Origin of the sequence: Pusillimonas minor, assembly GCF_014237865.1 — a bacterium.
In the GTDB taxonomy this organism is placed as follows: Bacteria; Pseudomonadota; Gammaproteobacteria; order Burkholderiales; family Burkholderiaceae_B; genus Neopusillimonas; species Neopusillimonas minor.
The window spans coordinates 65,086-81,636 of the sequence record NZ_JACJUU010000007.1 but is presented as its reverse complement, the minus strand read 5'-3'; the positions used below and the strand labels follow the sequence as shown (position 1 = coordinate 81,636).

Below are 16,551 nucleotides of genomic sequence, written 5' to 3'. Positions count from 1 at the left end.
CCGCTGTTACGACAAGACTTTGGTTACGACAAGACCCTGCTTGGGCGGCGCCCGGCGCGTTGGCGCTTTAACAGGGCCAGGGCTAACAGCAGGGCCCCCGACAAAAAGATAAGCAGCGAGGCCACGGCCAGAATGGTGGGGTTCAGTTGTTCGCGCAGGCCCGAGAACATTTGCCGCGGGATCGTGGTTTGTTCGGGGCCGGCCAGGAACAGGACCAGAACAATTTCATCGAACGAGGTGCCGAAGGCAAACAGGGCGCCCGCAATGACGCCCGGCTTGATGATGGGCAGGGTGATGTCACGAAATGCGCGGGCCGGCGAGGCACCCAGGCTGAGCCCGGCTTTGTACAGCGATGTGTCGAAGCCCTTTAACGTTGCGGTGACCGTGATAATGACAAACGGCACGCCCAGTGCCGCATGGGCGATGATGACGCCGGTATAACTGCCCACCAGATTGAAGCGCGCGTAAAAAAAGAACATGCCCGCGGCGACAATAATGAGCGGGACAATCATGGGCGAGAGCAGTAAGGCCGTGATGGCGCGCCGAAACGGCATGTCGGGGCTGGCCAAACCCAGTGCGGCCAGCGTACCCAGCACGGTGGCCAGCACGGTGGCGCACACGCCAACCACAATACTGTTGCGAATGGCCAGCAGCCATTCGGGGCTGTCGAAAATGGCGCCGTACCATTTAAGCGAATAGGCTTGCGGATCCAGGCGCAGCATGCCGTCGGTAAAACTGAAGAAGGGTTCGGCGTTGAATGACAGCGGAACGACGACCAACAAGGGGAGGACCAGAAAAAACAGTACGCCCCAGGCTAGCAGCTTGAGCGCAAGTCGGCCCAGTGTATGTGGCAGCGGGTAATGAATACGATGGCTCATTGTGCGATTAGCCCAGCGTCATGTTGCGGTCGCCGACCAGCCGGTCGTATAGCCAGTACAGTACGGTGATCAGGGCCAGCAATAACGCACCCAGCGCAGCAGCAAGGCCCCAGTTGTTCGATTGCTGCATATGAAAGGCGATCAGGTTGGAAATCATTTGGCCGTCGGTGCCGCCCACCAGGGCAGGCGTAATGTAGTAGCCCACCGAAATAATAAAGACCAGTAAAACGCCGGCGGTGAGCCCGGGAACGGATTGCGGCCAGTAAACCCGCCAAAAGGCCGACCAGGGCGAACTGCCCAATGACAAGGCCGCCCTGACGTAGCCGGGATTGATGCCACGCATGACACTGTAAAGAGGCAGAATCATGAAAGGCAGCAAAATATGCGTCATGGCGATAATGGTGGCAAAGCGCGTATAGAGCATCTCCAGGGGCTGATCGATCAGGCCGGCGGCCTGTAACAGGGCGTTGACCACACCATTGGTTTGCAGCATTGCGATCCAGGCGGTGGTGCGCACCAGTAGTGATGTCCAAAAAGGCAAGAGCACCAGCGCCAGCAGTACACCTGCTTTGCGCCTGGGGGCATGGGCCAGGTAATACGCCACGGGGTAGCCCAGCGCCGCACACAGCAGCGTAATGACCAGAGCCATACCCAATGTTTTGGCGTACAGCGCCAGGTAAATACGGGCCGATGTGCGGGCTTGTATGGCGCCGTCGGTTGTGCGTTCAAGGTCGAGTGCCGTCAGGAAGTTGTCGACATGGTAGGGGGCCCCGAGCCGTTTGATGGCGTGCCAGAGTGCTGGGTCGCCCCAACGCGGATCGGCCTGGGTCAGATAGCGGGCGCCGTCAAGCGCGAGGGTGTCGGGGTTGACGGCGCGTAATTGCCGTGCCGTTGCATTGACCAGACTGCTTGCACCAGGTTGGGCCCGGTTGATGGCGGCGGCCAGTCGGCCCGACTGCCGGGTCTGGGCCAGTTGCTGGAGCTCGACGCTGAAGGTGTTCAGGGTGTGTGGCGGTGGCGTTTTGTCGTTGCGCCATTCAACCAAAGCGCTGATCGTTCGCGGAATGAGCTCGACCAGCGTGGGGTTGTACACGCTGCGATACAGCATGCTTGAAATCGGGGCAACAAAAGAAAACGCAATGAACAACAACAGGGGCAGAACCAGCAGCAGGTTATTGCGCCGGCGGCGCAATCGGGCTTTGCGTTCGGCCGCCAGCGCGGCCGGTTCCAGGGTGTCAGTCATGGCGTAATCGTGTTGCCGGGTTTATTTCAAGAGCCACTCGTTGAACTTTTCCCCCAGTATTTCGCCGTAGTCGGCCCAGAACACACTGTCGGCCTTCAGGCTGTGCTCAAGGTGGGTTGTGGGCAAGTACGGCAGTACTTTCGGGTCGACCAGGGCCTGCGATGATTTGCGGGCGGGGCCGTAGGCTACGTCCTGAAACCCCGCTACCGGTTTGGTTGAGGTGGTCCAGGCAATAAACTTGAACGCCTCGTCTTTACGGGGCGTGCCCTTTAAAACAGCCCATACATCCATGTCAAACAGGCTGTCATCCCAAACCATGATGAAGGGTTTGTTTTCCTGGGCAATGGCATCGTAGAAACGGCCGTTGGCAGATTGCACCATGACCGCGCCGCCGTCGTTAAGAAGCTGCGGCGCCTGCGACCAGCTGTCAAACCAGATAACGTCTTTTTTAATGGTGTCGAGTTTGGCAAAGGCCCGCGCCTGGCCTTCCGGGGTAGCCAGTACTTTATAGACATCTTCACGTTTGACGCCGTCGGCCAGCAGCGCCCATTCCAGATTGACCTGCGGACGCTTGCGCAAGGCACGTTTGCCGGGAATTTTCTTCAGGTCGAACAGGTCTTCGAGGCGGTCGGGCTTGACCGCACCTATGGTGTTTTCGTTGTAGGCAAATACGGTTGCCCAGAGCATCAGCCCGACGCCGCACTCGTTTTCAAGCGTGGCAGGGACAAAGTCTTGCGCGGCCGGCGTGCCATCGTCGCCGGGCAACAAGATGTCGCGCGGGATCACCTCAAGCAAGCCCTCGGCGCATGCGCGCTCCAGGTCAATACTTTCGATGTCAACGACATCCCATTGGACATTGCCGGCATCGACCTGGGCTTTCATCTCGGCAACCCCGCCGGCGTAGGTTTCGAGCAAAATGCGGGTGCCCGTAGCCTGGGCGTACGGGTCAATCTGGTGCTTTTTCTGGGTGGCGCCATACGCGCCACCAAAAGAGACAACCGTCAGGCTTTGTTGAGCGGCGCCGATTTGGCTGAAGGTCAGGCCCGCGACCAGCGCGGCACCCGCCAGGGTGGTTAAAGTCTTGCTCATTGCTACGCTCCTTCTGTCAGGGGTGAATCGGGTTTAAAGGCAAAACAGTCGTCGGCCATCCAGCCAAGTTCAACCGGCTGCCCCTCTGAGAAAACCTGCGCCCGTGCATCGTTAAGCGTCTTGACGGCAAGTTTTTGGCCCGTGGGCAGCACGAAGTAATCGCGGATGAAGTCGCCTACATAATGACGGGTGATGAATTGGGCTGTGACGCGATTATCGTGGTTTGATGCGCCGGGTTGCACCGCGATTTTTTCAGGGCGCACTGCAACAAGGCATTGGCGGTCTGCGGGTGTGCAATTGCCGTTGCGGGCATTTATGGGGCTTGTTGACAGTGTCGCGCAGATCGTCCGGGCATGAAAGTGGCTGACTGTCGCCGGGATCAGATTGTTTTCGCCGATAAAGCCCGCGACAAATGCATTGGCCGGTTGTTCGTACAGTGCGCTGGGCGCTGCAAACTGCTGCACCACGCCCTGGTTGAAGACGGCAATCCGGTCAGACATGGTCAGGGCTTCGACCTGATCGTGGGTAACATAAACCACGGTAAAACCCAACTGTCGGTGCAGGCGGGTAATTTCAAACTGCATTTGCTCGCGCAGTTTTTTGTCCAGGGCGCCCAGGGGTTCATCCATCAGCACCAGAGCGGGCTCAAAAATAAGGGCGCGCGCCAGGGCCACCCGTTGACGCTGGCCGCCAGACAACTGGTCTGGGTAGCGGTGGGCCTGACCGGGCAATTCAATCAGGTCCAGGTACCGCGCAACTTTTTCTTTAATAATGGCCTTGCCCAGCTTGCGTATCGATAACGGGTAGGCCAGGTTTTCGGCTACCGTCATGTGCGGGAACAGGGCGTAGTTCTGAAAGACGACGCCAATATTGCGCTGATAGGGCGGTGTCTGGTTGATGGGCTGCCCTTGTATTGAAATCGTCCCGCTGGTGACATGCTCAAAGCCGGCCAGCATCATCAGCACCGTTGTTTTCCCAGACCCCGACGGCCCAAGCAGCGTAACAAACTCACCTTGCCTGACATCAAGCGAAAAGTCCCTGACCACCAGTGTTTTCTGGTCGTAGGTTTTTTTAACGTGGGTAAAACGTAGAAAGGGGCTGGACGAGTCTGGTGTGACGGGCATCGGCGGTCCTGGTGGCGCGACGCGCGCCGGGCTGCGTGAGTCGTTCGGGTAAAGGATTGCCTGCAGGATAGCACCGGTGCTTTTTGCAGGGCAACGGTGTTTGCCCGCGGATGTTCGCCATAGCGTTAATGACGGGGCGGTGGCGGGTTGCTTTGGCATCAACGCAGTGCGTGGGCTAAGCTATGCGTTTATGCATCAAACCCTTAGCCCTTATGCTCGCTCCAGACGATCTCGCCGATTTGCAACAGGCTAAAAATTTGCTCGAACACCCCGGTTTGGCGTCTCGCATTACGGGTGTTATTGGCATGCCCATCGAAAAGGGCCTGGCCCGTTTGCCGGCGTCGTGGTCGCGCCATATTGGTGACGTAACCCAAAAGGCGTTAACCCAGGCGGCCAATGCGGCGTTGTACACCTTACGAGACCAGCCGGGTCGCACGCCCTCGAACCGTTGGCACAAGGTGGGCGTGGCGGTGTCCGGTGGGGTCGGGGGTTTTTTTGGCTTGGGCGCCATTGCCATCGAGCTGCCGGTATCGACCACGATTATGCTGCGGTCTGTGGCCGACATCGCACGCAGTCACGGTGAATCAATTTCCAGCGAAGACACGCGGCGCGCGTGCATCGAGGTGTTTGCGCTGGGCGGCAAGACGGCGGTCGACGACAGTGCCGAAAGCGGTTACTTTGCCGTGCGCGCCGCCCTGGCCCAGTCGGTTACTGAGGCGGGCAAATACATCGCTGAAAAGGGTCTGGCAGACCAGGGCGCCCCGATGATGGTCAAGCTGATTGCCCGGGTGGCCAAGCGCTTCGGTATTCAGGTGACCGAAAAGGCCGCCGCACAGGCCATTCCGGCCATTGGCGCCGCCGGCGGCGCGGCGATTAATACGCTGTTCATGAATCACTTCCAGGACATGGCGCGGGGGCATTTTATTGTGCGCCGGCTTGAGCGCCAGTATGGTGTCGAGGCCGTGCGCGAAGCCTATGACAACCTTTGCGTCTGACGTTGGTCGGTGCCGGCCCGGTCGGGGTGCGCAACCTTAAGTTGGCGCTGTTGTGTTAGCGCATTTGGCCGTAATCGACGGGTTCTGCGTTACCCAGCCAGATCTGTGTTTGCGCAGGCTGGGTGTGGGCAACCACTTTGCCTTGTCGAATAACGTATTGCGCGGGGACTTGTCTTCGCAAGGCATCGAACCCGCTGCGGGCCGGCAGAATCACCAGGTTTGCGGCATTGCCCGGCGCCAGCCCATAGTGTTCGAGGCCCAGCGTAATGGCAGCGTTACGCGTCACCAGGTCAAGCCCTTGTTCAAGTTGCTCGTACCCCAGCATTTGTGTGGCATGCATGCCCATGTGCAGCACCTGAAGCAAGTTGCCGGTACCCAATGGGTACCAGGGGTCGAACACGTCGTCATGCCCGAAGCATACGTTCAGGCCATGGGCCAGCAGTTCGTCTACCCGTGTCAGTCCGCGCCGCTTCGGGTATGTGTCGAATCGACCTTGCAAGTGGATATTCACCAGCGGGTTTGAAACAAAATTGATTTTTGACAGGGCCAGCAGACGCATCAGGCGCGAGGTGTAGGCGCCGTTGTAGCTGTGCATGGCCGTGGTGTGGCTGGCCGTGACGTGGGCCCCCAGGCCTTCACGATGAGCGAGCATGGCCAGGGTTTCAAGAAACCGAGACTGCTCATCGTCGGTTTCGTCGCAGTGCACATCAACCGGCCGGTCGTAGCGGCAGGCCAGCGCCACCGCCTTGTGCAGCGACTCAACACCATATTCGCGTGTGAATTCGAAGTGAGGAATGGCGCCGACAACGTCAGCGCCCATCTTCAGGGCCTCTTCGAGTAACGCTTCGCCATTGGGGTAGGACAATATCCCCTCTTGGGGGAAGGCGACGATTTGCAGGTCGAGCCACGGAGCGATTTCGCTGCGTACCTCGAGCATGGCTTTAAGGGCGGTGAGTGAGGGGTCGGACACGTCGACGTGGGTCCGGACATGCAAAATGCCGTTTGCGATTTGCCATTTAAGCGTGTGCCAGGCGCGCTGCTTGACGTCGTTGATGGTAAGTTGCGCCTTGCGTTCTGCCCAGCAGGCGATCCCCTCGAATAAAGTGCCCGACTGATTCCATCGGGGTTGGCCCGCTGTTTGTGTGGCATCAAGATGGATATGCGGCTCGACGTAAGGCGGAATGACCAGTGCGCCTTGAGCGTTGATGTGAGTTGCGTCGAGCTGCTCGGCAAGGGCGGGTAACGATTCTTGCCTGGCGCGGTTGGCCGGGGTTACGGTTTTGATGACCCCTTGGGCCAGCTCAATGTCCCAAAAGCCGTTTTGGCCATGCAATTGTGCGTTGGAAATCTTCATGGGCGTTGTCCTTGGGGTGAGCACATCGGCGCGCCTGGTTTGTGGGAGCCTGTCGCATCAAGACGGCGGTGAAATTCAAGTGTATGCGCGTATTTGAGTCGGTGCGAAAGAGGGCTCAAACTCTAAGTGTTTACCCTTAAATTCTTGAAAAATAAAGAATACGACGGTTTTCTTGCTCGTATTTGACGTTTATCAAAGGTCACGCCCGGTTACTATCCTGCAATCTTTTTAACATCAGGTCGCTTTAATTGGCGCGGAACAACATCATGGCAAGCAGCAAGACAAAGCATAGCAAAAAGGTCAATGTCGGCACAGGCTGGTTCAGTCGTCAAAGTCTGGCGTTTCGGGTTGTATTTTCGGCGCTGTTGTCCACGTTGGCGGTCATGGCCATTGTGGCGGCGGTGGTAGGCTGGCAAAGCCAGAACAATGCCCGGGCCGCCGTCCAGAGCGAGATGGAGTCCGCCCTAAGCGCCGTCGACCAGTCTTTGCAGCTGGTCTTCCGTTCGGCCTCGCGTCGCGCGTCCGACCTGATGCCCACCTTTATCGATGCGTTGGGTGGCGAGCCTACCCTGGGTAATTCAGACGCGTTCACCGGCGAAATCGGTTACGCGCCGCGCATCGAAGCCGGCGGTATCACGGTTAACGGCGATACGGCGGTGCTTGAAGAAATCAACCGCATGACGGGCGCTGACCCGGCCATTATCGTAAAGGTGGGCGACAAATGGGCCCGCGCGGCCACGTTGCTCAAAGACGACAACGGCCAGCCGCGTATTGGTAGCGTTATCGCTCCCAACGATTTCCTGGCGCGCACGCTTGACGAAGGGCAAGATTACACCGGTCTGGTGCAACGTAACGGGCAGTGGTACGCGATGGCCATTCGGTCGTTGGTTACCCCTGACGGCAACGTATTTGGTGGCCTCACCGTGCGTGTCAACGTCGACGCCGATGTCCAGAACCTACTGGCCTGGGTCGCCACACAAAAAGTAGCCGACTTCGGTTCGGTTGCTATTCTTGAAAAAACCGGCGACGGCAGCAAGTGGCGTTACGTTGCTGGTGGTGGGGCGATGGCGGGTGCCGATCTGGCATCGCGCTACCCCGCCGAAGACGAAGTCGAACTTAGCAAGCATTTCACCCAGCCTAGCGGGTTTTCGCGCGTTGCCCTGCAAATGGACGGCGGCGAAGCCCTGATGGCCTGGCAATCGGTTGAAAACTGGAACTGGTTGCTGTTTGCCAAAGGCGAGAGCGAACAGTTTATGGCCGACAGCCGTGAAGACCTGAAATTGCAGTTGATTATTATGCTGGTCGGGGCGTTGCTGATTGCGTTGCTGGTGGGCTGGCGCGCCGCGGCTACCTTGCGCCCCGTGCGCCAAATGATTGCCGCCATGCAGCGGGTGGGCCAGGGCGACCTGAGCGCCGAACTGCCGCCCGTGCCCGCACGTTCTAAAAGCGAGGTGCACGCGCTGTTCGACAGCCTGAAGCAAATGCAGAATGCGTTAAGCAGCACGGTGTTGGCCGTTCGCCAAAGCGTCGAAGAAATCAGCGTTGGTGCGGCGCAGATCTCTAGTGGCAATACCGACCTGAGCAGCCGCACCGAGCAGCAGGCGGCATCGTTGCAAGAAACGGCCGCCAGCATGGAACAGCTGGCCTCTACCGTCAAGCAAAATGCCGACAATGCCATCCAGGCCAATCAGTTGGCGCGTACGGCGTCCGATGTGGCCGTGAAGGGCGGCGAAGTGGTGGGCCAGGTCGTTTCCACCATGGATGACATTTCCGCCAGCTCCGGCAAAATTTCCGATATCGTGACGGTCATCGAAGGCATTGCGTTTCAGACCAATATCCTGGCGTTAAATGCGGCTGTCGAGGCCGCCCGTGCGGGCGAGCAGGGCAAGGGCTTTGCCGTGGTCGCGGGCGAGGTGCGCAGCCTGGCATTGCGCAGCGCCGACGCCGCCAAAGAGATCAAAAACCTTATTAACGATTCGGTAGGCCGGGTGCAGGCCGGTTCATTGCAGGTTAAAAAAGCGGGCGACACCATGACCGACATCGTAACCTCGGTCAAGCGCGTCACCGACATCATGGCCGAAATCTCGTCGGCGTCCAACGAGCAGTCCAGCGGTATCGATCAAATCAATATGGCCGTTGTGCAAATGGACGACGTCACGCAGCAAAATGCGGCGCTGGTGCAAGAAGCTGCGTCGGCCGCGGCTTCGCTCGAAACCCAGGTGCAGCACTTGGCACAGGCGGTGGCCGTGTTTAAACTTAAACGTGATGCCGTGATCGATTCGGCAGCCCGGGTCATCGATATGTCGCAACACGCCCATGAGCCCACCCCCCGACTTGCAGGGTAAATTTCCGGTAACGGCCGTCGTACTGGCGGCCGGCCTTGGCCGGCGCATGGGGGCGCACAATAAGCTGCTGTTGCCGTATCAGGGGCAGCCCATGCTGCGCCACATCGTCAGCCAGGCCCTGGCCTCGTTGTGCCAACGCGTTGTTATTGTGCTGGGGTATCAGTCCGATGCCATCCGCCAGGCGCTGGCCGGCTTGCCGGTCGAGTTCGCCGATAACCCGCATTTTCCAGAAGGGCTGGCGGCGTCGGTCAGGGTGGCCGCGCACATTGCACCACCCGATTCGCCCGTGCTGATCATGTTGGGCGATATGCCCCAGGTAGATACCGACGTTATCAATGCATTGGTTCAGGCCTATGCGGGGGCGGCTCGCACCGACCCGGCACTGGCCGCCACACAGTTTTTCCAGCCTGTTTTCGAAGGCCGGCCGGGCAACCCGGTGTTGTGGGGGGCGTCATGGCGCGCTGCTTTACAAGCGGTGCAGGGCGACGAGGGCGCGCGCCGGATCATCCAGTCCAACTTGCACGCTCGCGTGCGGGTCGCTGTCGATCATGCCGGCATCTTGCGCGATGTCGATCAGCCCGACGACCTTGTGCCCATGGGGATGTCGCCGTTGCTGTAGCGCCATGGGCATACAGTGTAGAATTTCACCTTTTACAGCTTTGTTTCGGGCAACCATTCAATGACCACAATTCTTCAAAACGTTCCGGTCGGCCAGAAGGTCGGCATTGCTTTTTCGGGTGGCCTGGACACCAGCGCCGCACTGTTGTGGATGCGTGAAAAAGGCGCAGTCCCTTACGCGTATACGGCCAACCTGGGGCAGCCCGACGAACCCGATTACGACGCCATCCCCAAGCGCGCCCTGGAATACGGCGCCGAAAAGGCACGCCTGATCGATTGCCGCCCGCAGTTGGTGGCCGAAGGCATTGCCGCCTTGCAAAGCGGCGCTTTCCATGTAACCACGGCGGGTGTCACGTATTTCAATACGACGCCCATTGGCCGCGCGGTTACCGGCACCATGCTTGTTGCCGCCATGAAAGAAGACGACGTCAATATCTGGGGCGACGGCAGTACCTACAAAGGCAACGACATCGAGCGTTTTTATCGCTACGGCCTGTTAACCAACCCCGAGCTTAAAATTTACAAGCCCTGGCTCGACCAGGTGTTTATCGACGAGCTGGGCGGGCGTGCCGAAATGTCCGAGTACATGCGCCAGCATGGTTTCGACTACAAAATGTCGGCCGAGAAAGCCTACTCCACAGACTCGAATATGTTGGGCGCCACTCACGAAGCCAAAGATCTCGAGCATCTCAGTTCCGGTATCAAGATCGTCCAGCCCATTATGGGCGTAGCGTTTTGGCGTGACGACGTCCAGGTCAAGGCCGAAGAAGTGACAGTTCGCTTCGAAGAAGGCCAGCCCGTGGCCCTTAACGGCAAAACGTTCGGCAGCGCAGTCGAGCTGCTTATGGAAGCCAATGCCATTGGTGGGCGTCATGGCCTGGGCATGAGCGACCAGATTGAAAACCGTATCATCGAAGCCAAGAGCCGCGGCATTTACGAAGCCCCCGGCCTGGCCTTGCTGTTTATTGCTTACGAGCGCCTGGTCACCGGCATTCACAACGAAGACACCATCGAACAATACCGCGAGAACGGCCGCAAGCTGGGTCGCCTGCTTTATCAGGGCCGCTGGTTCGACCCGCAAGCCATCATGCTGCGCGAAGCTGCCCAGCGTTGGGTTGCCGCTGCTGTTACGGGCGAAGTCACCCTTGAACTGCGCCGGGGCAACGATTATTCCATTCTGAACACCACGTCGCCTAACCTGACGTACCATCCCGATCGCCTGACGATGGAAAAAGGTGAATCGGTATTCTCGCCACGCGATCGTATTGGTCAACTGACAATGCGTAATCTCGATATCGTCGATACACGCGACAAGCTGCGCACGTACACGCAGGTTGGCTTGTTGTCGTCTTCAAAAGGCGACGGCGTGCCTGTTTTGCAAGACGCTACTAAAAAGTAAGGGTACTGCCAGGGGCAGGCCTGGCCCTGGCAGTATTGCCTGCAGGTAGTATCGTTGTCAGGCACTATCGTTCGTAGGCAGTATCGTTTTTTAGGCAGTATCGTCATAAAAAAAGCCCGGGGTGTTTACACCCCGGGCTTTTTTGTTAGCCATCACGCGGTCTGGGTTCAGGCGACTTTGCCCAGCAGCAAGAACTCCATAAGCGCTTTTTGGACGTGCATCCGGTTTTCGGCCTCGTCCCAGACGACGCTTTGAGGCCCGTCGATGACTTCGGCGGTAACTTCTTCGCCACGGTGGGCTGGCAGGCAGTGCATGAAAATGGCTTTGGGGTCGGCCACCGACATCATGTCGGTATCTACACACCAGTCGGCAAAGGCTTTGCGACGCACGTCGTTCTCATCTTCGTAACCCATGCTGGTCCAGACATCGGTGGTAACCAGATGAGCGCCACGGCAGGCGTCGATGGGATCGGCAAAGATTTTAAGGATGTGGGCGGGCGGGTTGCCAATAAGTTTCGGGTCGAGTTCGTACCCCTTGGGCGTTGACACATGCAACGTGAAGCCCAGCAGTTCTGCCGCTTGCAACCATGTATACGACATATTGTTGGCGTCGCCGATCCAGGCGACAGTTTTACCGCGTATGGGGCCCAGGTGCTCGATGAAGGTGAGGATGTCGGCCAGGATCTGGCAAGGGTGATATTCGTTGGTCAGGCCATTGATAACCGGTACCCGTGAGTGCGCGGCAAAGCGCTCGATGCGGGTTTGTTCGAAGGTGCGGATCATGACCACATCGACCATGCGTGACACCACGCGAGCGGTGTCTTCGATGGGCTCGGAGCGACCCAGTTGGGAGTCGCCCGTGGTGAGGTGAATGACCGACCCGCCAAGCTGGTACATGCCGGCCTCAAACGAAACGCGTGTCCGTGTGCTGGCTTTCTCGAAAACCATGGCCAGCGTCCGGTCGTGCAAGGTGTGATGCGGCTGGTAACGCTTGAACTTGTCTTTGATAAGGCGTGCGCGGTCGAGTACGTATTCGATTTCGTCGGGCGTGAAGTCTTTGAACTGCAGGAAGTGGCGCAAAGGACCGGCTTGCGTAGTTGCGTTGGACGTTACGTTGGACATCGTGAACCTTGATGAGAGTACGGATTTAAGCTGTCTATGATAAACAATTTTCGCGACCTGCTGCATGGGCTTGATTTGGCAGCCCGGCGGACAGTGTGCGCTGCGGCAACCGGTTTAACGCGGTACAATCACGCCGTAAATAATCTTTTGTCAGAATCGTGCAGCAGCTAATTATTTTCGGCATTACCGAAACCGGCCAGCGGTTTCGTCCCAGCGACTGGGCTGAACGGCTTGCCGGGGTCATGTCGCAGTTTCGTCCGCCCGGTATGCGGGGTAACCGGCTTACGTATTCGCCTTATGTGGTGCCCACATATCTAGACGGGGTCAGGTGCGTCGTTGTCGATCACCGGCTCCGAGACCTGGAACCGTTAGCCTGGGCTTTTGTTTGCGACTTTGCCAAAAGTAACCAGCTAAAAACCCAAGAGCGGCAAGCACCGCCCGAACGCCCGGACTAGCCGGGCTTTTTTACGACCCTAAGACTTGATTGACTTGTGGCGCACGCGTAATAACGGTCAAAATTTAGCGGTTTGGCGTAAATAACCGCGCAAGCGTTATAGGTAACTGGCGACAGCAAAAGGCGTGAAAAACGGGCGTAAAGGAAATAAGCCCAAAAAAAACAGGGCGCCACAGGCGCCCCGATTTTTTATTGCTGGTAGCAATAAGCTACCCCGGCAATTTTGCCAATTAAACCACTGCAGAAATTAGATTGCTTTAACAGCAGCGGCAAGACGGCTTTTATGACGGGCAGCCTTGTTCTTGTGAATGATGTTTTTGTCGGCAACGCGGTCGATGATGCTGGTGGTTTTGCGCAGCACTTCGGTGGCGGCAGCTTTGTCGCCGGCTTCGATGGCCTGGCGAACGCGCTTGATAGACGTGCGCAGCATAGAGCGCAGGCTGGAATTGTGTTTATTGAGCGCAACCGATTGGCGGGCGCGTTTGCGAGCTTGTGCGGTGTTAGCCATAGTGATATTTATTTTACAGTGAATGCCGCCAAAGGCCTGGGTGGTACACCTACCCAACGCTTATTGCAGCTGTTTAATTAGCAAAGACCAAGATTCTATCTTACAAGGCCTTTTTTGTAAAGTGCCGTGGGCGAAATCCACACACAAACAACGTTGCGAAGTAGGCGACGCCCGCTGCGGCCAGAACAGCACCCAGCCACACGGCCCGCAGGTAGGCATGGTCGGGTGCGATCCAGTCGATGTGCTGGTTGGCCAGCATTAACACCAGCCCCAGGGCCAGCAGCGCCGGTACAACACGCGCAAAAAACTTGAACCAGCCGGGCCGGGGTTGGTAAACGCCCTTGCGGCATAGCAACACCAGCAGCAAAAGGGCATTGACGGTGGCGCCCAACCCAATAGACAGCGCAAGACCTGCATGTGCAAATAGCGGCACAAAGGCCAGGTTGAAGAGTTGGGTCAGGACCAACACCAGAATGGCAATTTTGACCGGGGTCTTGATGTCTTGCTTGGCGTAAAAGCCGGGCGCAAGAATTTTGATGGACAGCAAACCCAGCAGGCCGACCGAATAAGCCATGACGGCAAGGCGGGTTTGGGCGACGTCGCCGGCCGTGAAAGCCCCGTAATGAAACAAAGTGGCGACGAGGCCTTCGGCCAGCAGTGCCATGCCCAGGGCGGCGGGCATGCCCAGCAAAATGACCAGTCGCAAGCCCCAGTCCAGCAGGTTGCTGTAATCGTTGCCGTTTTTGGCCGCATGCGCCGCCGACAGGCTGGGCAGCAATACGGTGCCCAGTGCGATCCCCAGCAGCGCGGTCGGGAACTCCATGAGGCGATCGGCAAATGAAAGCCAGGTGACGCTGCCCGAGGTTAGCCAGGTGGCGATATTCGTGTTGATGAGTAGTGAGATCTGGGCGACCGAGACCCCCAGAATGGCCGGCAGCATTTGCCGCATGATGCGCTTGACGGTGGGGTCTTGCGCCGCCGAGCGCAATTTTAGAGAAAACCGCGGTGTCAGCCCCAGCCTGGCCAAGGCAACCCACTGCACGGTCAGTTGGGCAATACCGCCCGCTATGACCCCGACAGCCAGCGCATAGATGGGGGTTTCAAACAAGGGCACCAGAAACACGCTGGCCAGAATCATGGCGACGTTCAGCAGCACTGGCGTAAATGCGGGCACGGCGAACCGGCGCCAGGTATTCAGTACCCCCGAGGCAAAGGCCACGAGCGACATGCAAATGATGTAGGGGAACATCAGCCGGGTCATCCAGACGGCGGCCTCGAATTCGGCGTGCTTTGAGGCAACCCGCATGCCGCTGGCCATGGCGCTGACGACCCACGGGGTGGCCAGCATCCCCAGCAGCGTGACCAGCATGAGTGCCGCAGTAAGCAATAGCGCAACCCGGTCAAGCAATTGACGGACGGTGTCGGGCGGGTGATTGTTTTTGGCCTCACCCAGAATCGGGACAAAGGCCTGTGCGAACGCGCCTTCAGCGAACAGGCGACGCAACAGGTTGGGAATACGGAACGCCACCCAGAAGGCGTCGGTCAGTGGGCCTGCGCCAAATGAACTGGCAATAAAAATATCGCGAACCAGACCAGTGATTCGCGATAGCAGGGTAAAGCTGCTGACGGTTGCGGCTGACCGTATCAGGCTCATAGGGATGACGTGTACATGTAGTGCTTTAGCCCCAAAGCCAGGGCTAAAGCCTGTAATCAGCCCTTGAGGGCGTCGTTGATGCGGCCGCGAATTTCGTCGACACTGCCCACGCCCGAAATTTGACGGAACTTTGGCGCTTTCGCATCGCCGGTTTCGGCCCAGCGTGAATAGTAGTCAACCAATGGCCGGGTCTGGTCCTGATAAACAGAGAGGCGGTGGCGTACGGTTTCTTCGCGGTCATCGTCGCGCTGAACCAGAGGTTCGCCGGTAATGTCGTCGGTATCGGGTGTTTTGGGCGGGTTGAAAACGACGTGGTAGCTGCGGCCACTGGCGGGGTGGACGCGTCGGCCGCTCATGCGCTCGATGATGTTTTCATCGGGGACGACCATTTCGACAACGTAGTCGAGACGTACGTCGGCGTCTTTCAGTGCATCTGCCTGAGGGATAGTCCGGGGGAAGCCGTCGAAAAGGTAGCCGTTTTCGCAGTCGGCTTCTTTCAGGCGGTCGCGAACCAGCCCAATGATGATGTCATCGGAAACCAGCCCGCCGGCGTCCATGATTTTTTTGGCTTCGAGGCCCAGGGGAGTTTGTGCTTTGACGGCGGCGCGCAACATATCACCGGTAGAAATTTGGGGAATACCAAATTGTTCGGTGATGAACGCAGCCTGCGTGCCTTTGCCAGCACCGGGGGGACCGAGCAAAATCAGTCGCATGAAAGAACCTCCAATAACTTTTGAACTTAATTTTTGTATTGCGGCGACGCAGCAATTATTGCGTCGGATGGATCATTTTGCAGACGATTTATAACCGATTTGCAAAAATGCCGCGCACACGGTCTAAATCGGCCTGGGTATCAACACCGGCGGCAGGGTAGCCGTCGGTGACCAAAACCGTAATGGCATAGCCGTTTTCAAGGGCTCTGAGTTGTTCGAGTGACTCGAACGTCTCGAGGGGGCCAACGGGCAAGCCGGGAAACTGCTTTAAAAAGCTGACTTTATACGCGTAAAGCCCAATATGGTGCAATGCGGGAATGCCAGGGGCCAGGCGCCGCTGGCCGTCGGCCAGCGCGTCGCGGGCCCACGGGATGGGCGCCCGCGAGAAGTACAGCGCCTTGCCGTCATGGGTGCAGACCACCTTGACCGCGTTCGGATTGAATAGTGTTTCGCTGTCGTTGATGGGCGTTGCACAGGTGGCGATGGCGGCCTCCGGGCATGCCGTCAGGCGCGCGGCGACGGCATTGATCAGCGCCGGGTCGATGAGCGGCTCGTCGCCTTGAACATTGACAACAATGGCGTCGTCGTCAAGCCTTAGCTGCGTGACCACCTCGGACAGCCGGTCGGTGCCGGTGGCATGGTCGGCCCGGGTAAGCAAGGCGGTAAACCCATGGGCCTGGACGGCGTCTGAAATGGCTTGTTCATCGGTGGCCACCACAACTTGCGCGGCCTTTGACAACGAAGCCTGTTCGGCCGTGCGCACCACCATGGGCTTGCCGCACAGGTCGAGTAACGGCTTGCCGGGCAGGCGTGTGGATGCCGCCCGGGCAGGAATGACGGCGATGAAGCTCACGCGGGTGAGCCCGGGTGAGGTGCAGGTGTGTCGGTGTTACCCAGCGGCCTGGCCTCGTTTTCGAGCATGACCGGGATCCCGTCGCGAACCGGGAAGGCCAGCTTGTCGGCCTTGCAGATTAATTCGTGATTTTGAGCGTCGTGCTGCAAAGGGCCTTTGCAGACAGGACACACCAGAATTTCAAGCAGATGCGAGTCCATGGG

At 58.4% G+C, this 16,551-nt stretch carries 16 protein-coding genes; 5 read left to right on the top strand and 11 right to left on the bottom strand.

The window, feature by feature from the left end:
- Positions 1-23: 23 nt before the first annotated feature.
- The 4 genes from GTU67_RS10110 to GTU67_RS10095 are packed head-to-tail and all read right to left on the bottom strand — an operon-like array spanning position 24 to position 4,334.
- Positions 24-878: an ABC transporter permease gene (locus GTU67_RS10110; RefSeq protein ID WP_185779952.1), complete on the bottom strand. Its 855-nt coding sequence runs from the start codon at positions 876-878 to the stop codon at positions 24-26.
- Positions 879-885: 7 nt separating this feature from the next.
- Complete coding sequence (locus GTU67_RS10105) at positions 886-2,121, bottom strand: ABC transporter permease (RefSeq protein WP_185779951.1); 1,236 nt, start codon at positions 2,119-2,121, stop codon at positions 886-888.
- Positions 2,122-2,142: 21 nt separating this feature from the next.
- Positions 2,143-3,210 (bottom strand): ABC transporter substrate-binding protein, encoded by a 1,068-nt coding sequence (locus GTU67_RS10100; protein WP_185779950.1) that lies wholly within the window; start codon positions 3,208-3,210, stop codon positions 2,143-2,145.
- Positions 3,211-3,212: 2 nt separating this feature from the next.
- Positions 3,213-4,334: an ABC transporter ATP-binding protein gene (locus tag GTU67_RS10095; RefSeq protein WP_185779949.1), complete on the bottom strand. Its 1,122-nt coding sequence runs from the start codon at positions 4,332-4,334 to the stop codon at positions 3,213-3,215.
- A gap of 212 nt (positions 4,335-4,546) precedes the next feature.
- On the opposite strand from GTU67_RS10095, the gene GTU67_RS10090 reads away from it, so the two are divergent.
- Positions 4,547-5,329, top strand: coding sequence for an EcsC family protein (locus GTU67_RS10090; RefSeq protein ID WP_185779948.1), 783 nt, complete (start codon positions 4,547-4,549; stop codon positions 5,327-5,329).
- A 55-nt stretch (positions 5,330-5,384) separates the two neighbouring features.
- Here the strand turns inward: GTU67_RS10090 and codA are convergent, their stop codons facing one another.
- Positions 5,385-6,683, bottom strand: a complete 1,299-nt coding sequence (gene codA, locus GTU67_RS10085) for a cytosine deaminase (protein WP_185779947.1) — start codon at positions 6,681-6,683, stop codon at positions 5,385-5,387.
- Positions 6,684-6,949: 266 nt separating this feature from the next.
- On the opposite strand from codA, the gene GTU67_RS10080 reads away from it, so the two are divergent.
- The 3 genes from GTU67_RS10080 to argG are packed head-to-tail and all read left to right on the top strand — an operon-like array spanning position 6,950 to position 11,045.
- Positions 6,950-9,028, top strand: coding sequence for a methyl-accepting chemotaxis protein (locus tag GTU67_RS10080; RefSeq protein ID WP_185779946.1), 2,079 nt, complete (start codon positions 6,950-6,952; stop codon positions 9,026-9,028).
- Positions 9,000-9,647 carry a nucleotidyltransferase family protein gene (locus GTU67_RS10075; protein ID WP_185779945.1) on the top strand — a complete coding sequence of 216 codons (648 nt, stop codon included), beginning with the start codon at positions 9,000-9,002 and terminating at the stop codon, positions 9,645-9,647. Before GTU67_RS10080 ends, GTU67_RS10075 begins: the two co-directional genes overlap by 29 nt.
- 60 nt (positions 9,648-9,707) lie before the next feature.
- Positions 9,708-11,045, top strand: a complete 1,338-nt coding sequence (argG, locus tag GTU67_RS10070) for an argininosuccinate synthase (protein WP_185779944.1) — start codon at positions 9,708-9,710, stop codon at positions 11,043-11,045.
- Between the two features lie 167 nt (positions 11,046-11,212).
- Here argG and argF read toward each other — a convergent pair whose 3' ends face one another.
- Positions 11,213-12,166 (bottom strand): ornithine carbamoyltransferase, encoded by a 954-nt coding sequence (gene argF / locus GTU67_RS10065; protein WP_185779943.1) that lies wholly within the window; start codon positions 12,164-12,166, stop codon positions 11,213-11,215.
- A 155-nt stretch (positions 12,167-12,321) separates the two neighbouring features.
- Between argF and GTU67_RS10060 the strand changes: the two genes are divergently transcribed.
- Positions 12,322-12,621 (top strand): DUF3579 domain-containing protein, encoded by a 300-nt coding sequence (locus tag GTU67_RS10060; RefSeq protein WP_185780025.1) that lies wholly within the window; start codon positions 12,322-12,324, stop codon positions 12,619-12,621.
- A gap of 246 nt (positions 12,622-12,867) precedes the next feature.
- Here the strand turns inward: GTU67_RS10060 and rpsT are convergent, their stop codons facing one another.
- The 5 genes from rpsT to GTU67_RS10035 all read right to left on the bottom strand — a co-directional run bounded on the left by rpsT (position 12,868) and on the right by GTU67_RS10035 (position 16,548).
- Positions 12,868-13,128: a 30S ribosomal protein S20 gene (gene rpsT, locus GTU67_RS10055; RefSeq protein WP_185779942.1), complete on the bottom strand. Its 261-nt coding sequence runs from the start codon at positions 13,126-13,128 to the stop codon at positions 12,868-12,870.
- 100 nt (positions 13,129-13,228) lie between these two features.
- Entirely contained in the window at positions 13,229-14,782 is a 1,554-nt protein-coding gene (gene murJ, locus GTU67_RS10050; RefSeq protein ID WP_185779941.1) for a murein biosynthesis integral membrane protein MurJ, read from the bottom strand.
- A gap of 56 nt (positions 14,783-14,838) precedes the next feature.
- Complete coding sequence (gene adk, locus GTU67_RS10045) at positions 14,839-15,495, bottom strand: adenylate kinase (RefSeq protein WP_185779940.1); 657 nt, start codon at positions 15,493-15,495, stop codon at positions 14,839-14,841.
- Between the two features lie 88 nt (positions 15,496-15,583).
- Complete coding sequence (gene kdsB / locus GTU67_RS10040) at positions 15,584-16,348, bottom strand: 3-deoxy-manno-octulosonate cytidylyltransferase (protein WP_185779939.1); 765 nt, start codon at positions 16,346-16,348, stop codon at positions 15,584-15,586.
- Positions 16,345-16,548 carry a Trm112 family protein gene (locus GTU67_RS10035; protein ID WP_185779938.1) on the bottom strand — a complete coding sequence of 68 codons (204 nt, stop codon included), beginning with the start codon at positions 16,546-16,548 and terminating at the stop codon, positions 16,345-16,347. Before GTU67_RS10035 ends, kdsB begins: the two co-directional genes overlap by 4 nt.
- Between the last annotated feature and the right edge of the window lie 3 nt (positions 16,549-16,551).

Excerpts from the sequence above, each read along its gene's own strand:
- GTU67_RS10100 (WP_185779950.1), bottom strand. The coding sequence starts at position 3,210 with ATGAGCAAGACTTTAACCACCCTGGCGGGTGCCGCGCTGGTCGCGGGC.
- GTU67_RS10080 (WP_185779946.1), top strand. The coding sequence starts at position 6,950 with ATGGCAAGCAGCAAGACAAAGCATAGCAAAAAGGTCAATGTCGGCACA.
- GTU67_RS10090 (WP_185779948.1), top strand. The coding sequence starts at position 4,547 with ATGCTCGCTCCAGACGATCTCGCCGATTTGCAACAGGCTAAAAATTTG.
- GTU67_RS10075 (WP_185779945.1), top strand. The coding sequence starts at position 9,000 with ATGAGCCCACCCCCCGACTTGCAGGGTAAATTTCCGGTAACGGCCGTC.
- argF (WP_185779943.1), bottom strand. The coding sequence starts at position 12,166 with ATGTCCAACGTAACGTCCAACGCAACTACGCAAGCCGGTCCTTTGCGC.
- codA (WP_185779947.1), bottom strand. The coding sequence starts at position 6,683 with ATGAAGATTTCCAACGCACAATTGCATGGCCAAAACGGCTTTTGGGAC.
- GTU67_RS10105 (WP_185779951.1), bottom strand. The coding sequence starts at position 2,121 with ATGACTGACACCCTGGAACCGGCCGCGCTGGCGGCCGAACGCAAAGCC.
- GTU67_RS10110 (WP_185779952.1), bottom strand. The coding sequence starts at position 878 with ATGAGCCATCGTATTCATTACCCGCTGCCACATACACTGGGCCGACTT.
- argG (WP_185779944.1), top strand. The coding sequence starts at position 9,708 with ATGACCACAATTCTTCAAAACGTTCCGGTCGGCCAGAAGGTCGGCATT.
- rpsT (WP_185779942.1), bottom strand. The coding sequence starts at position 13,128 with ATGGCTAACACCGCACAAGCTCGCAAACGCGCCCGCCAATCGGTTGCG.
- adk (WP_185779940.1), bottom strand. The coding sequence starts at position 15,495 with ATGCGACTGATTTTGCTCGGTCCCCCCGGTGCTGGCAAAGGCACGCAG.
- murJ (WP_185779941.1), bottom strand. The coding sequence starts at position 14,782 with ATGAGCCTGATACGGTCAGCCGCAACCGTCAGCAGCTTTACCCTGCTA.
- GTU67_RS10095 (WP_185779949.1), bottom strand. The coding sequence starts at position 4,334 with ATGCCCGTCACACCAGACTCGTCCAGCCCCTTTCTACGTTTTACCCAC.
- GTU67_RS10035 (WP_185779938.1), bottom strand. The coding sequence starts at position 16,548 with ATGGACTCGCATCTGCTTGAAATTCTGGTGTGTCCTGTCTGCAAAGGC.